Here is an 18,595-nt window from a genome sequence, read left to right as displayed (position 1 = left end):
CAATAGCTGTTCTCACAACTGATCAAATAATCTATCGTATTACCTCGGCAGGAAATTAAGCTAAAATTTAGCACCTACTGTCTACGGTACAAATGTTATTTATTTTTTTCAACAAGATGAAGTATATGATATCCATCTCGTTTTGTCAAATACCAATTTTTATCAAACAGTAGAAGGATCTACTTTTACACCAGGACCCATTGTTGAAGTAACAGAAACGTTCTTCATGTAAGTTCCTTTAGCAGCCGCTGGCTTAACTTTTGACATTGTATCAAAGATAGTTTTGAAGTTTTCAACTAGCTTAGCATCATCAAATGATACTTTACCGATTGGAACATGTACGTTACCAGCTTTGTCTACACGGTATTCTACTTTACCAGCTTTGATTTCGTTAACTGCTTTCGTTACATCAAAAGTAACTGTTCCAGTTTTAGGGTTTGGCATTAAACCTTTAGGTCCTAATACACGACCAAGTTTACCAACTTCACCCATCATGTCTGGAGTTGCAACGATTACGTCAAAATCAAACCAACCTTGTTGGATTTTAGTTATATATTCAGCATCGCCTACAAAGTCTGCTCCTGCTGCTTCAGCTTCTTTTAATTTTTCGCCTTTAGCGAAAACTAAAACGCGTTGAGTTTTACCAGTTCCGTTTGGAAGAACTACTGCTCCACGGATTTGTTGGTCAGCTTTCTTAGGATCTACGCCTAAACGGAAAGCAACCTCAACAGATGCGTCAAATTTTGTAGTGCTAGTCTTTCTCACTAACTCAATTGCTTCTTGAATTGGGTAAGCTTTAGTACGATCAACAAGTTTGATAGCTTCTAAATACTTCTTACCTTTTTTAGCCATAACTTTATTTCCTCCTTGAATTGTGGTTTTAGCGGAATTACCTCCCACGAATAAAGGTTGCGACTAAAGATTTACCGTCGTCACAACCTTAATCAACACTAACCATATAGGTTTAGTCTTCAATAACAATACCCATGCTGCGGGCAGTACCTTCAACCATACGCATAGCTGCTTCAACGCTAGCTGCATTTAGATCAGGCATTTTTGTTTCAGCAATCTCGCGTACTTTATCACGCTTAACAGTTGCTACTTTATTACGATTTGGTTCACCAGAACCAGACTCGATACCAGCTGCTTTTTTAAGTAAAACTGCAGCAGGTGGAGTTTTTGTAATAAATGTAAATGAACGGTCTTCGAAAACCGTAATCTCAACAGGAATGATTAAACCAGCTTGTTCAGCTGTACGAGCGTTAAACTCCTTACAGAATCCCATAATGTTTACGCCAGCTTGACCCAATGCAGGACCAACTGGTGGTGCCGGATTCGCTTTAGCTGCTGGGATTTGCAATTTAACAACTTTAATTACTTTTTTAGCCACGAGACACACCTCCTTAAAGTCCGTGATGTGGTAATAGGGGTTTCCCCTCCCACTCAACTTATCGTCTTTATATGAAATAAAGAAATTTGACAATATCCTATCTCTTTATGAGATATACTGACCTATGAAATAGTAACACTTTTTCAATATCATTTCAAGTTTTCTGGTTAAAATTTTTCAATTTGTGTAAAATCGAGTTCCACAGGGGTATCTCTACCAAACATATTTACGAGTACTTTAACCTTCGCTTTATCCTTATCAATTTCCTCAACAGTCCCAGTAAAATTAGCAAATGGACCTTCATTTACTTTCACTGTTTCTCCTAATTCAAACTCAATTTCAATCCTTTGTTCCTCAACGCCCATTCTCTTCAGAATCACTTGCACTTCTTCCGGTAAGAGCGGAGTTGGCTTAGAGCCTGATCCAGCAGAACCTACGAATCCAGTTACACCAGGGGTATTACGTACTACATACCAAGAGTCATCTGTCATAACAATTTCTACCAACACATAACCTGGGAAAACTTTTCTTTTTATTACTTTCGTTTTACCATTTCTAATATCTGTTTCTTCTTCTTCAGGTACAACAACGCGGAAAATTTTATCTTGCATCGCCATTGTCTCTACCCTTTTTTCTAAATTGGCTTTTACCTTATTTTCATATCCAGAGTACGTATGCACTACATACCAGTTTTTTTCCATAAAAGAGGACTACTTCGTCCGTCCCTCCCTGTAACTTTATTTTTCGTGCTGTTTTTTTATAGTATCTGTAAGGAACAATTCATTTATTTTTCAGCAAATGAAAAAACCCGTTACCGGGCTTTTGTAAATGTTTCCTATCGTTTTACCATTATACCATGAGTAGACAACTGTTATTCAAGTATTAAACGAATAAGTTCAGAAATTCCTAAATCAACAACTGCAAAGAAGATAGCAAAAAAGACAACAGTCCCAAGTACTGTGATTGTATAATTAGTTAGTTCTTTCTTTCTCGGCCAACTAACTTTTTTTAATTCTCTACCAACTTCGCGAAAATACTTAACAGCACTTTGCATTTTGTTACCTCCATCTTTAAGCGCGGGCAATTTATCTATACAAACGTTATTTTGTTTCTTTATGAACGGTATGAGTATTACAATTTTGACAAAATTTCTTTATCTCCAAACGTTCTGTCCCATTGTTACTCACAGTAGAATAATTTCTTGACCCACATTTTTCACATGCTAACACAATTTTTTTCCTCATTTTACGTTACACCTACTACGTCCTTTATATCTTCTCAAACTGTATCATGGACACGCATAAGATGTCAATATCAGTAAATATTTGCTATTCCAAAAAAACATTTACACTCAAAGCGAAAATTCTCTTATTTCTAAATATCGCTCTAGCTTTCTTTTCACCCGTTGAAGAGCATTATCAATAGACTTTACATGTCTATTCAATTCCTCAGAAATTTCCTGATAGGATTGACCATCAAGATATAGAGACAATACTTTTCTTTCTAAATCACTCAATAATTCAGACATTTTTATCTCGATATGATCATATTCTTCCTGATTAATGATTAATTCTTCTGGATCAAGAACCTTTGCACCAGATATAATATCCATTAATGTTCGATCAGATTCTTCATCATAGATGGGCTTGTCCAAAGAAACATAGGAGTTCAAAGGAATATGCTTTTGTCTAGTTGCCGTTTTAATAGCTGTGATAATCTGTCTTGTTATACACAGTTCAGCAAACGCTTTAAATGACGAGAGCTTGTCCTCTTTAAAATCGCGTATTGCCTTATAAAGACCAATCATTCCCTCTTGAACAATATCTTCCTTATCTGCTCCGATTAAGAAATAGGATCTGGCTTTAGCTCGCACAAAGTTGCGATACTTATGAATTAAATAATCCAAAGCATCACTTTCCCCTTGATGCACCAATTCCACTAACACTTCATCTTCAAGTTCCATATAATTTCCAATATATTCGTTACTCTTAGTCCAGTTGTCAGTACTCATACAGATCCCCCCGACCGTGCAATCATGGATAAATCCATTATACTCTAGCTTTTTTTTGAGCGTCAACAACTCATTTTTCTCCACGGCGCCATTTTTCGAAAATTTCTTCTACTTCTCTTGAAAGCGGAATCTTAGCAACAGGTTTTTTTTCTTTGATTTTTTTTACTTTTTTCCCAATCTCCTGCTCCATTCCGCCCATCTCTATCCATAATTCTCTAGCTGATTTCCGTAGAGCACCTTGTCCAAAAATAGCCCACTGTTCCGTAAAATCTGATGTCGCAACATGTATCTGTGTTTTTCTGTTATTTAGCTCAATTGCTAGCTTTTCGATCCGTTCATCAGCTGTTTCATTTTCACGAGTAAAAATGACTTCTACTTTGTAATCTTTGTACTTTTTCTCTGTGCCTTTCACATAATAGGCATCAAAAACAACAATTACCCGGTATCCTGAATATCCCTGATACTCCGCCATTTTACTTACCAAAGCATCCCTTGCAGCTGCCAGATCTTTATTTTTCAGCACATTTAATTCTGGCCATGCTCCAATAATGTTATATCCGTCGACAATAAGAATATCCATTATTATCCCTCAAGTGGATGGCGTTTCCGATATACCTCATACATTAAAAGTGCGGCTGCAACAGAAGCATTTAAAGAAGTGACAGCACCAGCCATAGGTAAATGAATAAGGAAATCACATTTTTCTTTAATCAACCTTCCCATGCCTTTCCCTTCACTTCCAATCACTAATCCTAATGGCATCGTTCCATCAAATCTACGATAATCTTCACTTCCTTTTGCATCTGTTCCTGCAATCCAAATCCCTCTCGTTTTAAGTTCATCTATCGTCCTTGCCATATTTGTTACTCGTACTACTGGAATATGCTCAATGGCACCTGTAGAAGCTTTGGCAACTGTCGCCGTTAATCCTACCGCTCTTCTCCGCGGAATAATAATTCCATGAGCGCCTACTGCATCAGCAGTTCTCATGATTGACCCTAAATTGTGGGGATCCTCAATTTCATCAAGCAATAAGAAAAAAGGAGTTTCTTCCTTCTTTTCTGCTAAAGCAAACAAATCGTCTATCTCCGCATATTGATAGGCAGCCACTTGCGCTACCACCCCTTGATGATTCGCATCTACTAAGCTATCCAATTTCTTTTTAGGAACAAATTGAATTAATACATTTGCCTCTTTAGCTAAACCAATCACTGTTTGCATTTGTCCTTTTTGGGAACCTTCGGCAATGAGTATTTTATTTACATCTCTTTCTGATTTCAACGCTTCAATTACTGCATTTTTTCCAACTATAAAGTCACTTGACACTTTTTGCTCCTCCTATTTGCTTTCAATGACAGAAAAAGCTGCCTTGATAATTTCCTCAAGTCGCTCTTCCTTCTTCGCTAAATATAAATAACCTAATACTGCTTCAAATCCAGTACTATATCGATAAGTCTGTACATCTGTATTTTTAGGAACCGTGCCTGATTTGGCATTTCTTCCTCTCTTCAATACTGCTATTTCCTCTTCTGAAAAAAATTCCTTTTCAAGGAGGAAATGCACTACCTTTGCTTGTCCTTTAGCGGAAACGTATCTAGTCGCTTCCCTATGCAGCTGATTCGGTTTCACTTTTCCACTATATAACAAATGTCTTCTTACATATATTTCAAGAACAGCATCGCCCATATAGGCAAGGGCAAGGCTGTTCAATTGCTTTTCATCTACTTTTTTATCATAGAGAAGCATCTTTTACCCTCTTTTCCATCGTATCCCTTGTGCTGTGTCTTCTAAAATAATATTCATTGCCTTTAATTGATCTCTAATTTGATCAGCAAGTGCAAAGTTTCTATCCTTTCTTGCTTGCGTTCTTTTTACGATCAACGCTTCTATTTCCTCATCTAATAATTCCTCATTAGCAGATAAAGATAGACCCAGCACCGCAAATAATTCTTCAAATTCTTTCATAAAAGCATGAATAACAGCAGGTGATGTTGTTTTTTCTAATAGGTAATAATTTGCTTGCTTCGATAATTCAAAAAGAACAGAAATACCATTCGCTGTATTAAAATCATCGTCCATACTTTCAACAAATTGTTGACGAAGCTCCTTTATTTTTGTCAACCATTCATCATTGGTATCGGTAAGATCCGTGCTTGCCGTGCTACGATGCTTTAAATTTTCATAGGAAGTGCGAATTCTTTCTAATCCAGCTCTCGTATTTTCCAATACTTCTTCACTATAGTTAATCGGATTGCGATAGTGCACAGAAAGCATAAAGAATCGTAGCACTTGTGGATCATGAATTTTAATAATATCGTTTACCGTAATAAAATTCCCAAGGGATTTGGACATCTTCTCATTATCGATATTAATATAACCATTATGCATCCAATAATTAGCAAAAGTTTTTCCTGTTAATGCTTCAGATTGGGCAATTTCATTTTCATGATGGGGAAATGCCAAATCCTGCCCGCCTGCATGGATATCAATTGTATCTCCTAAATATTTGCGGACCATTGCAGAGCACTCAATATGCCAGCCCGGACGCCCCTGACCCCAAGGACTATCCCAAAAAATCTCGCCATCTTTCGCCTTTTTCCATAGAGCAAAATCTAATGAATCTTGTTTTTTCTCTCCAACTGCAATTCTAGCACCTGAGCGTAGTTCATCAATGGATTGATGAGAAAGCTTTCCATATCCATCAAAAGCTCTTGTATGATAATAGACATCCCCTTCTGACTCATAAGCAATTCCCTTTGCCACTAAGGCAGCAATAAACTCAATAATAATATCCATATTCTCTGTTACACGCGGATGGGCATCAGCCTTTTTGCAACCCAATGCGGAAACATCTTCAAAATATGCATTGATGAAGCGATCAGCGATAACTGGCACTGTTTCTCCAAGTTCATTTGCTGCTTTAATTAGCTTATCATCCACGTCGGTAAAATTGGATACGTATTGTACATCATAACCACGAAACTCTAGATAGCGGCGAACTGTATCAAAAACAATTGCAGGTCGTGCATTTCCAATATGAATATAGTTATAGACTGTTGGTCCACACACATACATTTTTACTTTTCCCTCTTCAAGTGGAACAAAGTCCTCCTTTGCTCTTGTTAATGTGTTATATATTTGAATAGGCATTACTTATAACTCCTTTCTTCCTGTAATTCTTTTAGTTGTTCTCGTAATTGAGTAATTTCCAATTCCATTTCTTTTAGTCGATCAGCAATTGGATCTGGTAAATCACAATGGTTTAAATCCTTCTTTATTTTAATACCATCTTGCACTTTAACTCTTCCTGGAATACCTACTACTGTTGAATTTGCCGGTACGTCTTTAAGCACAACTGATCCAGCACCTATTTTGGCATTTTCTCCAATAACAATGGATCCTAAAACTTTGGCACCAGAAGCAATAAGTGCGTTATCTTTAACGGTCGGATGCCTTTTTCCTTTTTCTTTTCCCGTTCCACCAAGCGTTACTCCCTGAAAAATGGTAACATTATCCCCTATTTCACATGTTTCCCCTATAACAACACCCATTCCATGATCAATAAACAGTCGATTACCAATTTTTGCCCCTGGATGTATTTCAATACCCGTTAGAAAGCGGCTAAATTGTGAGGTGACTCGAGCTAGAAAGAATCTTTTATGTCTAAATAAAAAATGAGCAATTCGATGAAACCATATGGCATGCACCCCTGAATAGGTTAGAATAACCTCTAATGAGCTTCTTGCAGCAGGATCTTGTTCAAACACAACAGCTATGTCCTCTTTTATGCGCCGAAACATACTAATCTCCCCCCCATTTGCGACTATATTCTGCTTCTATCAACCATACTCCTTTAATAAAGTATGATCCCCTTTATCTTCGTTTCCCTATAAACATCTATCTATCTTTATACATGAGAAAAAATCAGCTTTCCTTCTAAAAGTTATAATTAGGATTGGGATTTAAATTTTACACAGTTCCTCAAATAGATACTGCTCAAGTAAGCTAAACCACAAGGTAAACATTCCCTCTCAAAAAAGCAAATTAGTTCTTACTTCTATCGGATAGCAATTTACAAATCCATATAAAAAGCGCCTCTGTCTAAAAAGACAGAGACGCTTTTAGGGCGCGGTTCCACTCTGTTTAGATTACTGCTCCGCGCAATAATCTCCACTCATCCCTGTTAACGGATAGGTTCCGCCTCTATCTACTAATAAACCATTCATTTCGATACAGGACTCTGAGGCGCACTTCAAAAAAGAGGTTACTTGAATCACTTTCAGCCTGGTGATGATTCTCTCTAATAAGTTTCTCCTTTTTTACTTTTCCTCGTCTACGATTTTTCTATATAGCTTTCCTATTACTATATTACACTTTCCCAGAAATGTTAACTAATTAATGCAGTTAATCTCGCATCAATTTTTTCTTTTCCTAATAGCTCAATTGCTTTTGGTAAATCAGGACCATGAGTTTGACCAGTTGTAGCCACTCGAATCGGCATAAATAAGTTTTTGCCTTTTTGGCCAGTAGCCTTTTGAACTACTTTTATAGCAGCCTTTATCTGATCCGCACTCCATTCTGACATTTCAGCTAACGCTTCTTTAAAGGCTATTACTACAGCAGGAACCTGTTCACCAGCTAAAACTTCTTTTGCTTCTTCATCGTATTGGATTTCATCACTGAAGAATAAAGTAGATAAGGTAACAATATCTGCTCCACAGCTCATTTGCTCTTGATATAAACCAACCAGATTATTTACCCATGCCTCTTCTTCAGCCGAACGGCTCTCACTTACTAAACCAGCTTTCTTTAAATGAGGAATAGCTAGACGAACAACCGTTTCTAGGTCTGCCTTTTTAATATATTGATTATTCATCCAAGCTAACTTATTTTGGTCAAACAACGCTGGAGATTTAGACAATCTAGCCGGATCAAAAATACGGATAAACTCTTCTACAGAGAATATTTCTTCTTCTCCCTCTGGAGACCACCCTAACAAAGCAATAAAATTGAATAATGCTTCAGGTAAATAACCAAGTTCTTCATATTGCTCAATGAATTGAATAATCGATTCATCACGCTTACTCAATTTCTTTCTGCTTTCATTAACAATTAAAGTCATATGTCCAAATACTGGTCTTTCCCAACCAAAAGCATCATATATCATCAATTGTTTCGGTGTATTTGTAATATGATCATCTCCACGTAAAACATGGGTAATATCCATTAAATAATCATCAATTGTTACAGCGAAATTGTATGTTGGAGTACCATCCTTTTTAACAATGACATAATCGCCAATTGTTTCGGATTCAAAAGAAACGTCACCTTTAACCATATCATTAAATTCATAAACAACATTTTCAGGAACTCGAATTCGAATGCTAGGCTGTCTTCCTTCTGCTTCTAGTTTTTCTTGCTGTTCCTTTGTTAAGTGACGGCATTTCCCAGAATACTTAGGTGTTTCTCCTTTACTTACTTGCTCTTCTCTTTCTGCTTCAATTTCTTCTTCCGTACAATAACACTTGTAAGCAAGACCTTTTTCCAATAATTCCGTATAGTACTTTTTGTAAATATCATTTCTTTCAGACTGACGATATGGACCATATTCTCCACCAACATCCGTACTTTCATCCCAGTCCATTCCAAGCCATTTCAAATATTTCAATTGGCTTTCTTCTCCGCCTTGAATATTTCTTTTTTTATCCGTATCTTCAATGCGGATGATAAACTTTCCGCCTTTACTGCGTGCAAATAAATAATTAAATAATGCTGTACGCGCATTCCCAATATGCAGATGTCCTGTTGGACTTGGAGCATAACGAACACGAATTTCGTTAGACATGCTTGTGCCTCCTTGATTACTTACGCTTTTTCTAATCTATTCTATCACTTTGCTTTTTCCTTTAAAAGGTTTGCGCCCTTATAAATCTCATCATTTATACATTTCTTTTTTGGAGCAATACAACTGCTTGAGAAGCAATCCCTTCTCCTCTTCCAGTAAACCCTAATTTTTCTGTAGTTGTAGCTTTTACATTTACATTTTCCTGCTCTGTTTCAAGCAATTCTGCAATTCTTGCTTGCATGGCTTTGATATGGGGTGCCATTTTAGGCTGCTGTGCCATAATCGTACAATCAGCATTAACTAATTTGTAGCCTTTTTCCTTTACAATTTGCCATACATGCTGCAGTAGTTTTGCCGAATCGGCGTCTTTAAATGCTTCATCCGTATCCGGAAAGTGCTTCCCAATATCGCCTTCTCCAATAGCTCCTAAACAGGCATCTGCAATCGTATGTAATAAAACATCCGCATCAGAGTGTCCTAGTAGTCCTTTTTCATATGGTATTTCTATTCCTCCAATAATAAGGGGCCTTCCACTTACTAATTGATGAACATCAAACCCTTGTCCTATCCGAAACATCTTCAAGTCCTCCATTCTATTTATTCCCATGTAATATGAAAAAACCAACTATTTTTTTCGCTTCGCCACAATCGCTTCAGCAAAGTATAAATCTTCTGGTGTCGTTAATTTAATATTGTCATAGTTTCCTTCTACAATGTGCACAGCTTGTCCTAATCGTTCCACCAAACTAGCATCATCTGTTCCTATATATGTATCTACCACTGCTTTTTCATGTGCTTCTTTTAAAACAGAAATGCGAAAAGCTTGTGGGGTCTGAATAGCCCACAAGCTTGAACGCTCAACTGTTTCCACTACCAAATCACCATCGATCTTTTTGACAGTATCTTTAATTGGTACTGCTAAAACAGCTGCGCCGCTTTCTTCTGCAACCTTTATCAATCTAGCTATTTGATTTGTTTCAATAAAAGGTCTCGCCGCATCATGAACAAGAACAATTGTATCATCCTGAATTTCTTTCACTGCATGGTAAACACTGTGTTGTCTTTCTTTGCCCCCTTCGATCAGGGCATTAACTTTCGTAATCTCATATTTCTGTACTAGTTCATTCATTTCTTTTTTATCATCTGAACTAACTACCAACCAGATTCCATTACAGTTTGGATCATTTTCGAAAACAATTAAGGTATGAATAAATACTGGTAAACAATCTAACTCAAGAAACAGTTTGTTTTTCCCTAGTCCCATTCGTTTTCCTTGTCCTGCTGCCGGAATAATGACTTCATAAGTCATGTAACTAACCCCTATTCTTACAATGCTTTTTCTAATAATTTTGGTTTAGCAAAAATCATTCGACCTGCAGATGTCTGTAAAACACTTGTTACAAGTACATCAATATGCTTTCCAATATAATTGCGACCTTCTTCTACTACAATCATTGTACCATCATCTAAATATGCAACGCCTTGATTATGCTCTTTCCCATCTTTGATAATTTGAATTTTCATCTCTTCCCCTGGAAGAACAACTGGTTTTACAGCATTTGCCAAATCATTAATATTAAGAACAGCAACTTTCTGCAGTTCACAAACTTTATTTAAGTTGAAATCATTCGTTACCACAACACCATTTGTTATTTTAGCTAGTTTAACTAGTTTACTATCTACTTCTGTGATATCTTCAAAATCACCTTCATAAATTTCCACTTTAATCGCTAATTCTCCTTGTATCCGATTAAGAATATCTAAACCTCTTCTTCCTCGGTTACGTTTAAGCGCATCAGATGAATCAGCTATATGCTGAAGTTCTCCAAGAACAAATTGAGGAATAACAATTGTGCCCTCCAGAAACCCTGTTTGACAGATATCAGCAATTCTTCCATCAATAATAACACTAGTATCCAATATTTTTAAATTACTTTTCTCAGCTTTTATGGGTTCTTCTTCCACTACTTTTTTCTTTCTTGCTGTGAAGAGGGTCAATAGTTCATCTCTCTTCTTAAACCCAACTTGAAAGCCTAAATATCCAAAAAGTAATGATAAAAGGATTGGTGCGACCGTATTAAGCACCGGAACAGACGTTAATGCATACCCTACTAAAAAGGCTAAAGTTAACCCAAATCCTATTCCAAGACTACCAAAAATAATATCCGTTATTGGCGCCTTTACAATCGATTCTTCCAAAAACTTGATAAAGTTAACAATATAATCAATCGCCCAAAAAGTAATAAGATAAAAAATAATGGCACCAAGTATTGTTGACACATATGCGTTATTAATAAGATCATGATCGATAGACATTACCGAGAATAAATCAGGAATAAATAAAAATCCTATTGTTCCTCCAATAATTAAAAAACAAATTTGAACAATGCGTTTTAACAATACTTCCACCTCCTCTTTCACATTATAAACAAATTCCCAGTTTTGAAACCTAATATTACAGGAATTTTTTATTTGTAATGAAAAAGTTATTTTTATAGATATGATGACTATGTCCAATACTAGTGTTAAGAATGATAAGAACCTCTCCCATTGCGCAGGAAATAATATACTTTTTATGTGCAACTGTCAATTAAGCTTTTAATAGAAAGGTACATAGAAAAAGGTATAAATTCTCGCAATAAAATGGAAATATAACACAGACAAAGAGAAAAATACCTATTTTTTATTTAATAAAACTAGATTAGCATTAAAAATAAATCTGTGTCAAATTAATAAACATTCAATTTTAACACAACTAAAAATTCACATCAATGTATTTTTCTACATTAATGGTCCAAAGCAGCTTTTAATGCTTCTGCTACTGTATTCACCCCAACAACTTCAATTCCTTTTGGAACCTTTAGGCCGCTTAAATTATTGGATGGAACAATAACACGTTCAAACCCTAGTTTTGCAGCCTCTTGTACTCTTTGCTCGATACGCGAAACTCGCCTAACTTCTCCCGTTAATCCAACTTCTCCTATAATACAATCCGTTGCTTTAGTCGGTTTATCTCTAAAGCTTGAGGCAATACTGACCGCTATCGCTAAATCGATAGCAGGCTCATCTAGTTTTACACCACCAGCTACCTTTAGATAGGCATCCTGATTCTGCAACAACATTCCTACTCTTTTTTCTAATACCGCCATTAAAAGAGGGACTCTGTTATGATCTATCCCGGTTGCCATCCTCCGTGGGTTTCCGAAGCTAGTCGGTGAAATCAATGCTTGAATTTCAACAAGAACAGGTCTCGTCCCCTCCATTGAAGCAACAACCGTAGAACCCGCAGCACCTTGGGAACGTTCTTCAAGAAAAATTTCTGATGGATTTTCTACTTCTTCCAACCCAAATTCTTTCATCTCAAAAATCCCCATCTCATTGGTAGAGCCAAAACGGTTCTTTACTGCTCGCAAAATGCGATATGTATGATGCCTTTCTCCTTCGAAATACAACACCGTATCAACCATATGCTCTAACAATCTCGGTCCTGCAATAGAGCCCTCCTTTGTTACATGCCCTACAATGAAGATCGCTATTCCTTTTGTTTTGCCAATTCGCATTAATTCTGCTGTACATTCTCTAACTTGAGAAACACTTCCAGGCGCTGAAGTAACTTCAGGATGATAGATTGTTTGAATAGAGTCAATAACGACAAACTCTACATTCGTATTTTCAATTGTTCTACTTATCTCCTCTAGATTTGTTTCTGAATAAACAAGTAAATGATCAGAGACTACGCCTAAACGATCCGCCCTTAATTTCGTTTGCTTCTGAGATTCCTCCCCAGACACGTACAATACAGAGTGTTTTTTCTGTGCTAATTGAGAGGAAACTTGTAAAAGAAGTGTCGACTTCCCTATTCCTGGATCTCCACCTATTAGTACCAGTGAACCACGAACAATCCCTCCCCCAAGTACACGGTTTAGTTCGATTAAATCGGTATAAATTCTAGGTTCATTAACGGTTTCAATACTTGTAATAGGAATAGGCTTTGCAGCAATCGTGCTGGCTGCTGAGTGAGCGAACGCTCCTTTTCTTTGAACAGCGCTTTTCTCTACTTCTTCCACCATCGTATTCCAGTTGCCACAACCTGGGCATTTCCCCATCCATTTTGCCGATTCATATCCGCAATCCTGACAAAGAAATTTTGTTTTCCTCTTGGCCATATTCAGCCCCCATTTCCTTTCATTTACTAATTTCCCCATCTAAATGGTATGTATTCCTAGTTTGCTCCTAAATACTTAGACGGTTAACTTTTTTTATCTATATTATATTAAATAAAGAAGTGACACACGTAAAGATGTATTACGTGTGTCACTTATATAAAATGTTTTATTCTTTATTTTTGGAGATTCACTGCTGGTTCTGCACCATTTACCTTCACAGTGAACTCACCATTTTCTACATCTAATTCTATTTGTTGACCAGTTAATACTGTTCCTTTTAGGAGTTCCTCAGATAATCGATCCTCTACATGCTTTTGTATAGCACGACGAAGCGGTCTTGCTCCATATTCCGGATCATAGCCTTCTTCTGCAATTTTATCTTTTGCAGCTTCTGTAATAGTTAGTTGAATATCCTGCTCTGATAGGCGTTTAACTAACTGATCCGCCATTAAAGTAACAATTTCCTTTAAATGTTTCTTCTCTAATGCATGGAAAACAATTGTCTCATCGATCCGGTTTAAGAACTCTGGACGGAAAGCTCTTTTTAGCTCTTCCATCACTTTACCCTTCATATCTTTATAATCTTGGTCTCCATCTTGTACGTTGAAACCAACATATTTATTCTGTTTTAACGCCGAAGCACCAACATTAGAAGTCATAATTAAAACAGTATTACGGAAATCAACGGTTCTTCCTTTCGAATCTGTTAAACGGCCATCTTCTAGCACTTGAAGTAGGATATTAAATACATCTGGATGCGCCTTCTCAATTTCATCTAAAAGTACGACAGAATATGGTTTTCTTCTTACCTTCTCCGTCAATTGTCCGCCTTCTTCATATCCAACATACCCTGGAGGAGATCCTACTAATCTTGAAGTGGAGTGCTTCTCCATATATTCAGACATATCGATACGAATCATTGCATCTTCATCCCCAAACATAGACTCCGCAAGTGCACGAGCAAGCTCCGTTTTACCTACTCCAGTTGGACCAAGGAAAATAAAGGATCCAATCGGTCTCTTTGGATCTTTCAATCCAGCTCTAGCACGTCTTACCGCTTTAGAAATAGCAATTACTGCTTCTTCTTGACCAATTACTCGATTATGAAGAATATTCTCCATGTTTAACAACTTATCGGTTTCTGTTTGTGCAAGCTTAGATACAGGGATTCCAGTCCAACTTGAGACAACACTCGCTATATCTTCCACTGTTACTTCTGTATTTTCCTGCCCTTGCTTCTCTTTCCAGTTCTTCTTCGTCTCTTCTAATTGTTCTCTTAATCTTTGTTCTGTATCTCGTAAAGATGCAGCCTTCTCAAATTCCTGACTCTGAACAGAAGCATCCTTCTCTTTACGAACCTCCTCTAACTTCACTTCTAACTCTTTTAAATTAGGTGGTGTTGTATAGGATCTTAATCGAACCTTAGAACCAGCCTCATCAATTAAATCAATTGCTTTATCTGGTAAGAAACGATCAGAAATATAGCGATCAGATAATTTTACAGCTGCATCAATTGCTTCGTCTGTAATGGAAACACGATGATGTGCTTCATATCTATCTCTTAAGCCCTTTAAAATTTGAATAGATTCTTCACTAGTAGGTTCATCTACAGTGATAGGCTGGAATCTTCTTTCTAAAGCTGCGTCTTTTTCAATATATTTACGATATTCATCTAATGTAGTGGCACCTATACATTGCAGCTCACCTCTAGCTAAAGATGGTTTTAGAATATTAGAAGCATCAATAGCTCCTTCCGCCCCACCTGCACCAATTAAAGTATGCAGCTCATCAATGAAAAGAATAATATTACCAGCTTGGCGAATTTCATCCATTACTTTCTTTAAACGATCTTCGAATTCACCACGATACTTCGTACCAGCAACAACTGTCCCCATATCTAATGTCATCACGCGTTTATCTCTTAAGATTTCCGGAACTTCATTTTGGACAATTTGTTGTGCGAGTCCCTCGGCAATAGCTGTTTTACCAACACCAGGTTCACCAATTAATACTGGATTATTCTTTGTTCGTCTGCTTAACACTTCAATAACACGTTGAATTTCCTTACTTCTACCGATAACAGGGTCTAGACTTCCTTCCCTTGCGATAGCTGTTAAATCACGAGCTAAACTATCTAGTGTTGGTGTATTTGCACTAGCAGCAGAACCGCCTGGATGATTTCCCGACTCACTACTGCCAAGTAACTGAAGTACTTGTTGGCGGGCTTTATTAAGGCTTACTCCTAGATTATTTAAAACTCTAGCAGCTACCCCTTCTCCTTCTCTAATTAAACCTAAAAGAATATGTTCTGTACCAACATAAGAATGACCTAATTTTCTTGCTTCATCCATTGATAGCTCAATAACTTTCTTAGCTCTTGGCGTATAATGAATAGTTTGTGCTGCATCTTGACCACGACCGATCAAGTTTTCTACTTCCTCTTGGATTTTTTCAGCTCCTAACCCAAGCGCCTGTAGAGCCTTTGCTGCGATTCCTTCCCCTTCACGGACTAACCCAAGTAAAATATGCTCTGTACCAATATTATTATGACCTAAACGAATTGCTTCTTCCTGGGAAAGTGCTAATACCTTCTGCGCTCTTTCTGTAAATCGGCCAAACATCATACTTTCATCCTCCTTAGAATCTTTAATCTGTTTCCAATTTTAATCTTTCTCTTATTAAGGATGCACGACGTATATCGCGATCATTTGGAGTCATCTGCTCTCCAGCATATAGTTGTAAAAACCCTGGCTGGGTAAGAATCATTAATTCATTAAGAATACTTTTCGATATATTTTTAATATATCCCATATCAATACCTAATCGAACATCAGATAGACATTTAGCCGCTTCCCTTGTTTCAATAATACGACTATTGCATAATATTCCGTAGGAACGGAATACTCTGTCTTCTAATTGTATGTTAGAGGTTTGTGCTAATGCATTTCTTGCACTTTTTTCTTGTTCAATTAACTGTGTAACGACACTTTTCAGTTCTTCAATTATATCTTTTTCAGACCTACCTAAAGTTATCTGATTGGAAATCTGAAAAATATTTCCAAGTGCCTCGCTGCCTTCCCCATAAATTCCTCTAACTACCAAGCCAAGCTGTTGAATAGCTGGGATAATGCGATTCATTTGTTGGGTTAACACCATTCCTGGTAAATGCATCATTACAGATGCTCTTAAACCTGTTCCAATATTCGTAGGACAGCTTGTTAGATATCCTATTTCTAAATGGTAAGCATAGTTAATCTTTTTTTCTATTACATCATCAATCGCATCCGCTTCTTTATATGCCTCTACAATTTGAAGACCAGGCTTTATACATTGAATACGAATATGATCCTCTTCATTAATCATGATGCTTATTTCTTCATTTTCTGATAAAATGGATGCTCCATAAGGAGATTGTTCAGCAAGCTGCGGACTGATTAGATGCTTTTCTACGAGAACTCTTTTCTCTAATGTATTTAATTCACTCATCGTAAGCAATTCCATCTCACCAAAAGGTTGACTAGTTTGCTTTAATAGTGAACTTTCCACCTGATGGATCACATTATCAGCTTCTTCTTTTGAAAATAAAAGAGGAAATTTCACGTCCTGTATATTCCTAGCTAATCGAATCCGAGAGGTAAGAACAATCTCAGATTCCGGTCCATCGGAACACATCCATGAAGTCCGTGCTTTACTTATAAATTTTTCTAAAGACACGTTACTCCCCTCCCTCATTAAAAGAAGTTAACTGTTTTTCCTTATTTTTTATTTCATCACGAATAATGACTGCCTTTTCAAACTCTTCCCTATTAATTAGTTCCTTAAGCTCTACTCGCAACTGGTCAATTTCCTTTTTAATGAGATAATGACCGCCTATTCGTTCTGGAATTTTCCCTTTATGCTCAATATTTCCGCCATGCAATCGTTTAATGAATGGCAGCAATTGCTCCTTAAACGTATCATAACAGTGAGGACATCCTAATTTACCTATTTTCCTGAATTGGGAAAATGTCATCTGACACTCTTTACACTGTAAAGGTTGTTGTCGCTTATACGTATCCTCTGTGATGTGTTGAAAACTAGGCTCTATATTTAGCAATCCAGCTAATAAACTATTTAAAGATAAACCAGATGAGCCATTTATCATAAATATATCGCCATTTTCTTTTGCACAATGCTCACAAAGATGAAACTCCGTTTTTTTTCCATTAATATTTTTTGAAAAATGTAAAGTAGCTGGTCTTTGATTACACTCAGTACACATCATATATTTCTCACCTCAATTTAAACACTGGGATGTTATTTATACTTCAATGATGTTAACATCGCCTTTAATAATCTTGCTCTTAATTCATCTCGATAAGGTAATTCTAAATATAATACAGAGCGATCGATTACACTTAACATAATCTTTGCTTCTCGCTTATTAATAACATCTTCTTCTACTAGTCGAAGAATTAAATCTTCCGCACTATTTTGAGGTATCCGACTTTGAATAAGGGATAGTAATTGATCAATTAAATGGGCATGATCATGTGTTTGAACCTTCATAATTCGAATAAAACCACCGCCACCACGTTTGCTTTCAACTACATACCCCTTTTCAATAGTGAAACGAGTATTAATTACATAATTGATTTGCGATGGTACACATTCAAACTTATCGGCGATTTCACTTCGCTTTATTTCCACTAATGATTTTTCGCTCATTTCTAATACTTCTTTTAAGTAATGCTCAATTATATCCGAAATATTTCTCACCAAGCCTCCCCCTTCTGACTTTGACTATATTTGACTATAATTATACATGATAAAAATAATATTTAGCAAGGAAGACGTTTTATTAATTTTCCCATTTTTTAGTCATTCCAAACCTACTATCATCATTCTTTCATGCAAGAGAGAAGTATGTATAAAGATTATATTAACTATAGTCGGATTTATCACAATTTTCAAGTTTAATAATTCATAGATGGAGAATCTTAGTTTGAGTTAATAAAGGAAAAATAAAGGTAGGCTTATATTTATCAAAGTGAAAGGAAGGAGACATTTGTGGGAAATACGAAAAAGATATAGAGACTAAATAAATATAAAAAAGCCCTAAAAGCATAAGCCTTTAGAACTTTTTGACAGCCTGGCGACGTCCTACTCTCACAGGGGGAGAACCCCCAACTACCATCGGCGCT

Annotated in this window: 20 protein-coding genes and 2 other annotated features (1 of these 22 cut by a window edge); all 20 genes read right to left on the bottom strand. The window is 36.6% G+C overall.

Annotation, left to right across the window (positions count from 1 at the left end):
• Positions 1 to 105 (bottom strand) — a sequence feature (ribosomal protein L10 leader region); it reaches 46 nt to the left of the window's first position.
• 57 nt (positions 106 to 162) lie between these two features.
• The 20 genes from rplA to RTL21_RS16765 all read right to left on the bottom strand — a co-directional run bounded on the left by rplA (position 163) and on the right by RTL21_RS16765 (position 18,170).
• On the bottom strand, positions 163 to 852 hold the full coding sequence (gene rplA / locus RTL21_RS16860) for a 50S ribosomal protein L1 (RefSeq protein ID WP_312097470.1): 690 nt from the start codon (positions 850 to 852) through the stop codon (positions 163 to 165).
• Between the two features lie 112 nt (positions 853 to 964).
• On the bottom strand, positions 965 to 1,390 hold the full coding sequence (gene rplK / locus RTL21_RS16855) for a 50S ribosomal protein L11 (protein WP_141434103.1): 426 nt from the start codon (positions 1,388 to 1,390) through the stop codon (positions 965 to 967).
• A 167-nt stretch (positions 1,391 to 1,557) separates the two neighbouring features.
• Positions 1,558 to 2,091 (bottom strand): transcription termination/antitermination protein NusG, encoded by a 534-nt coding sequence (gene nusG / locus RTL21_RS16850; RefSeq protein ID WP_312097468.1) that lies wholly within the window; start codon positions 2,089 to 2,091, stop codon positions 1,558 to 1,560.
• A gap of 170 nt (positions 2,092 to 2,261) precedes the next feature.
• Positions 2,262 to 2,444, bottom strand: coding sequence for a preprotein translocase subunit SecE (gene secE, locus RTL21_RS16845; RefSeq protein ID WP_312097466.1), 183 nt, complete (start codon positions 2,442 to 2,444; stop codon positions 2,262 to 2,264).
• Positions 2,445 to 2,490: 46 nt separating this feature from the next.
• The gene (gene rpmG / locus RTL21_RS16840; RefSeq protein ID WP_312097465.1) at positions 2,491 to 2,634 is read right to left on the bottom strand and encodes a 50S ribosomal protein L33; all 144 of its coding nucleotides are present in this window, start codon (positions 2,632 to 2,634) and stop codon (positions 2,491 to 2,493) included.
• Positions 2,635 to 2,741: 107 nt separating this feature from the next.
• Positions 2,742 to 3,401: an RNA polymerase sporulation sigma factor SigH gene (gene sigH / locus RTL21_RS16835; RefSeq protein WP_312097464.1), complete on the bottom strand. Its 660-nt coding sequence runs from the start codon at positions 3,399 to 3,401 to the stop codon at positions 2,742 to 2,744.
• 70 nt (positions 3,402 to 3,471) lie between these two features.
• Positions 3,472 to 3,981 carry an NYN domain-containing protein gene (locus RTL21_RS16830; RefSeq protein ID WP_312097463.1) on the bottom strand — a complete coding sequence of 170 codons (510 nt, stop codon included), beginning with the start codon at positions 3,979 to 3,981 and terminating at the stop codon, positions 3,472 to 3,474.
• 2 nt (positions 3,982 to 3,983) lie between these two features.
• Positions 3,984 to 4,727 (bottom strand): 23S rRNA (guanosine(2251)-2'-O)-methyltransferase RlmB, encoded by a 744-nt coding sequence (gene rlmB / locus RTL21_RS16825; protein WP_312097462.1) that lies wholly within the window; start codon positions 4,725 to 4,727, stop codon positions 3,984 to 3,986.
• A gap of 12 nt (positions 4,728 to 4,739) precedes the next feature.
• Positions 4,740 to 5,147 (bottom strand): Mini-ribonuclease 3, encoded by a 408-nt coding sequence (locus tag RTL21_RS16820; protein ID WP_312097461.1) that lies wholly within the window; start codon positions 5,145 to 5,147, stop codon positions 4,740 to 4,742.
• Between the two features lie 3 nt (positions 5,148 to 5,150).
• Complete coding sequence (cysS, locus tag RTL21_RS16815) at positions 5,151 to 6,551, bottom strand: cysteine--tRNA ligase (RefSeq protein WP_312097460.1); 1,401 nt, start codon at positions 6,549 to 6,551, stop codon at positions 5,151 to 5,153.
• Positions 6,551 to 7,201 carry a serine O-acetyltransferase gene (cysE, locus tag RTL21_RS16810; RefSeq protein WP_312097459.1) on the bottom strand — a complete coding sequence of 217 codons (651 nt, stop codon included), beginning with the start codon at positions 7,199 to 7,201 and terminating at the stop codon, positions 6,551 to 6,553. The genes cysS and cysE overlap by 1 nt, the downstream gene beginning before the upstream one ends.
• A 308-nt stretch (positions 7,202 to 7,509) precedes the next feature.
• Positions 7,510 to 7,746 (bottom strand) — a binding site (T-box leader).
• A 42-nt stretch (positions 7,747 to 7,788) separates the two neighbouring features.
• Positions 7,789 to 9,246, bottom strand: coding sequence for a glutamate--tRNA ligase (gene gltX, locus RTL21_RS16805; RefSeq protein ID WP_312097458.1), 1,458 nt, complete (start codon positions 9,244 to 9,246; stop codon positions 7,789 to 7,791).
• A gap of 94 nt (positions 9,247 to 9,340) precedes the next feature.
• Positions 9,341 to 9,823: a 2-C-methyl-D-erythritol 2,4-cyclodiphosphate synthase gene (gene ispF / locus RTL21_RS16800; RefSeq protein WP_312097457.1), complete on the bottom strand. Its 483-nt coding sequence runs from the start codon at positions 9,821 to 9,823 to the stop codon at positions 9,341 to 9,343.
• Positions 9,824 to 9,871: 48 nt separating this feature from the next.
• Positions 9,872 to 10,555 carry a 2-C-methyl-D-erythritol 4-phosphate cytidylyltransferase gene (gene ispD, locus RTL21_RS16795; RefSeq protein WP_312097456.1) on the bottom strand — a complete coding sequence of 228 codons (684 nt, stop codon included), beginning with the start codon at positions 10,553 to 10,555 and terminating at the stop codon, positions 9,872 to 9,874.
• Between the two features lie 17 nt (positions 10,556 to 10,572).
• Positions 10,573 to 11,646 carry a PIN/TRAM domain-containing protein gene (locus RTL21_RS16790; RefSeq protein WP_312097455.1) on the bottom strand — a complete coding sequence of 358 codons (1,074 nt, stop codon included), beginning with the start codon at positions 11,644 to 11,646 and terminating at the stop codon, positions 10,573 to 10,575.
• Positions 11,647 to 12,032: 386 nt separating this feature from the next.
• Positions 12,033 to 13,412, bottom strand: coding sequence for a DNA repair protein RadA (radA, locus tag RTL21_RS16785; protein WP_312097454.1), 1,380 nt, complete (start codon positions 13,410 to 13,412; stop codon positions 12,033 to 12,035).
• Positions 13,413 to 13,585: 173 nt separating this feature from the next.
• Positions 13,586 to 16,036, bottom strand: a complete 2,451-nt coding sequence (gene clpC, locus RTL21_RS16780; protein WP_312097453.1) for an ATP-dependent protease ATP-binding subunit ClpC — start codon at positions 16,034 to 16,036, stop codon at positions 13,586 to 13,588.
• 22 nt (positions 16,037 to 16,058) lie between these two features.
• Positions 16,059 to 17,126 carry a protein-arginine kinase McsB gene (gene mcsB, locus RTL21_RS16775; protein WP_312097451.1) on the bottom strand — a complete coding sequence of 356 codons (1,068 nt, stop codon included), beginning with the start codon at positions 17,124 to 17,126 and terminating at the stop codon, positions 16,059 to 16,061.
• 1 nt (position 17,127) lies between these two features.
• Positions 17,128 to 17,676, bottom strand: coding sequence for a protein-arginine kinase activator protein McsA (gene mcsA, locus RTL21_RS16770; protein ID WP_312097449.1), 549 nt, complete (start codon positions 17,674 to 17,676; stop codon positions 17,128 to 17,130).
• Positions 17,677 to 17,708: 32 nt separating this feature from the next.
• The gene (locus RTL21_RS16765; RefSeq protein ID WP_312097447.1) at positions 17,709 to 18,170 is read right to left on the bottom strand and encodes a CtsR family transcriptional regulator; all 462 of its coding nucleotides are present in this window, start codon (positions 18,168 to 18,170) and stop codon (positions 17,709 to 17,711) included.
• Positions 18,171 to 18,595: the final 425 nt, after the last annotated feature.

Source organism: Niallia sp. (assembly GCF_031978665.1).
Lineage (GTDB): Bacteria > Bacillota > Bacilli > Bacillales > Cytobacillaceae > Niallia.
Note: the sequence above shows the minus strand (reverse complement) of the source record. Positions and strands in the feature narration are given on the sequence as shown.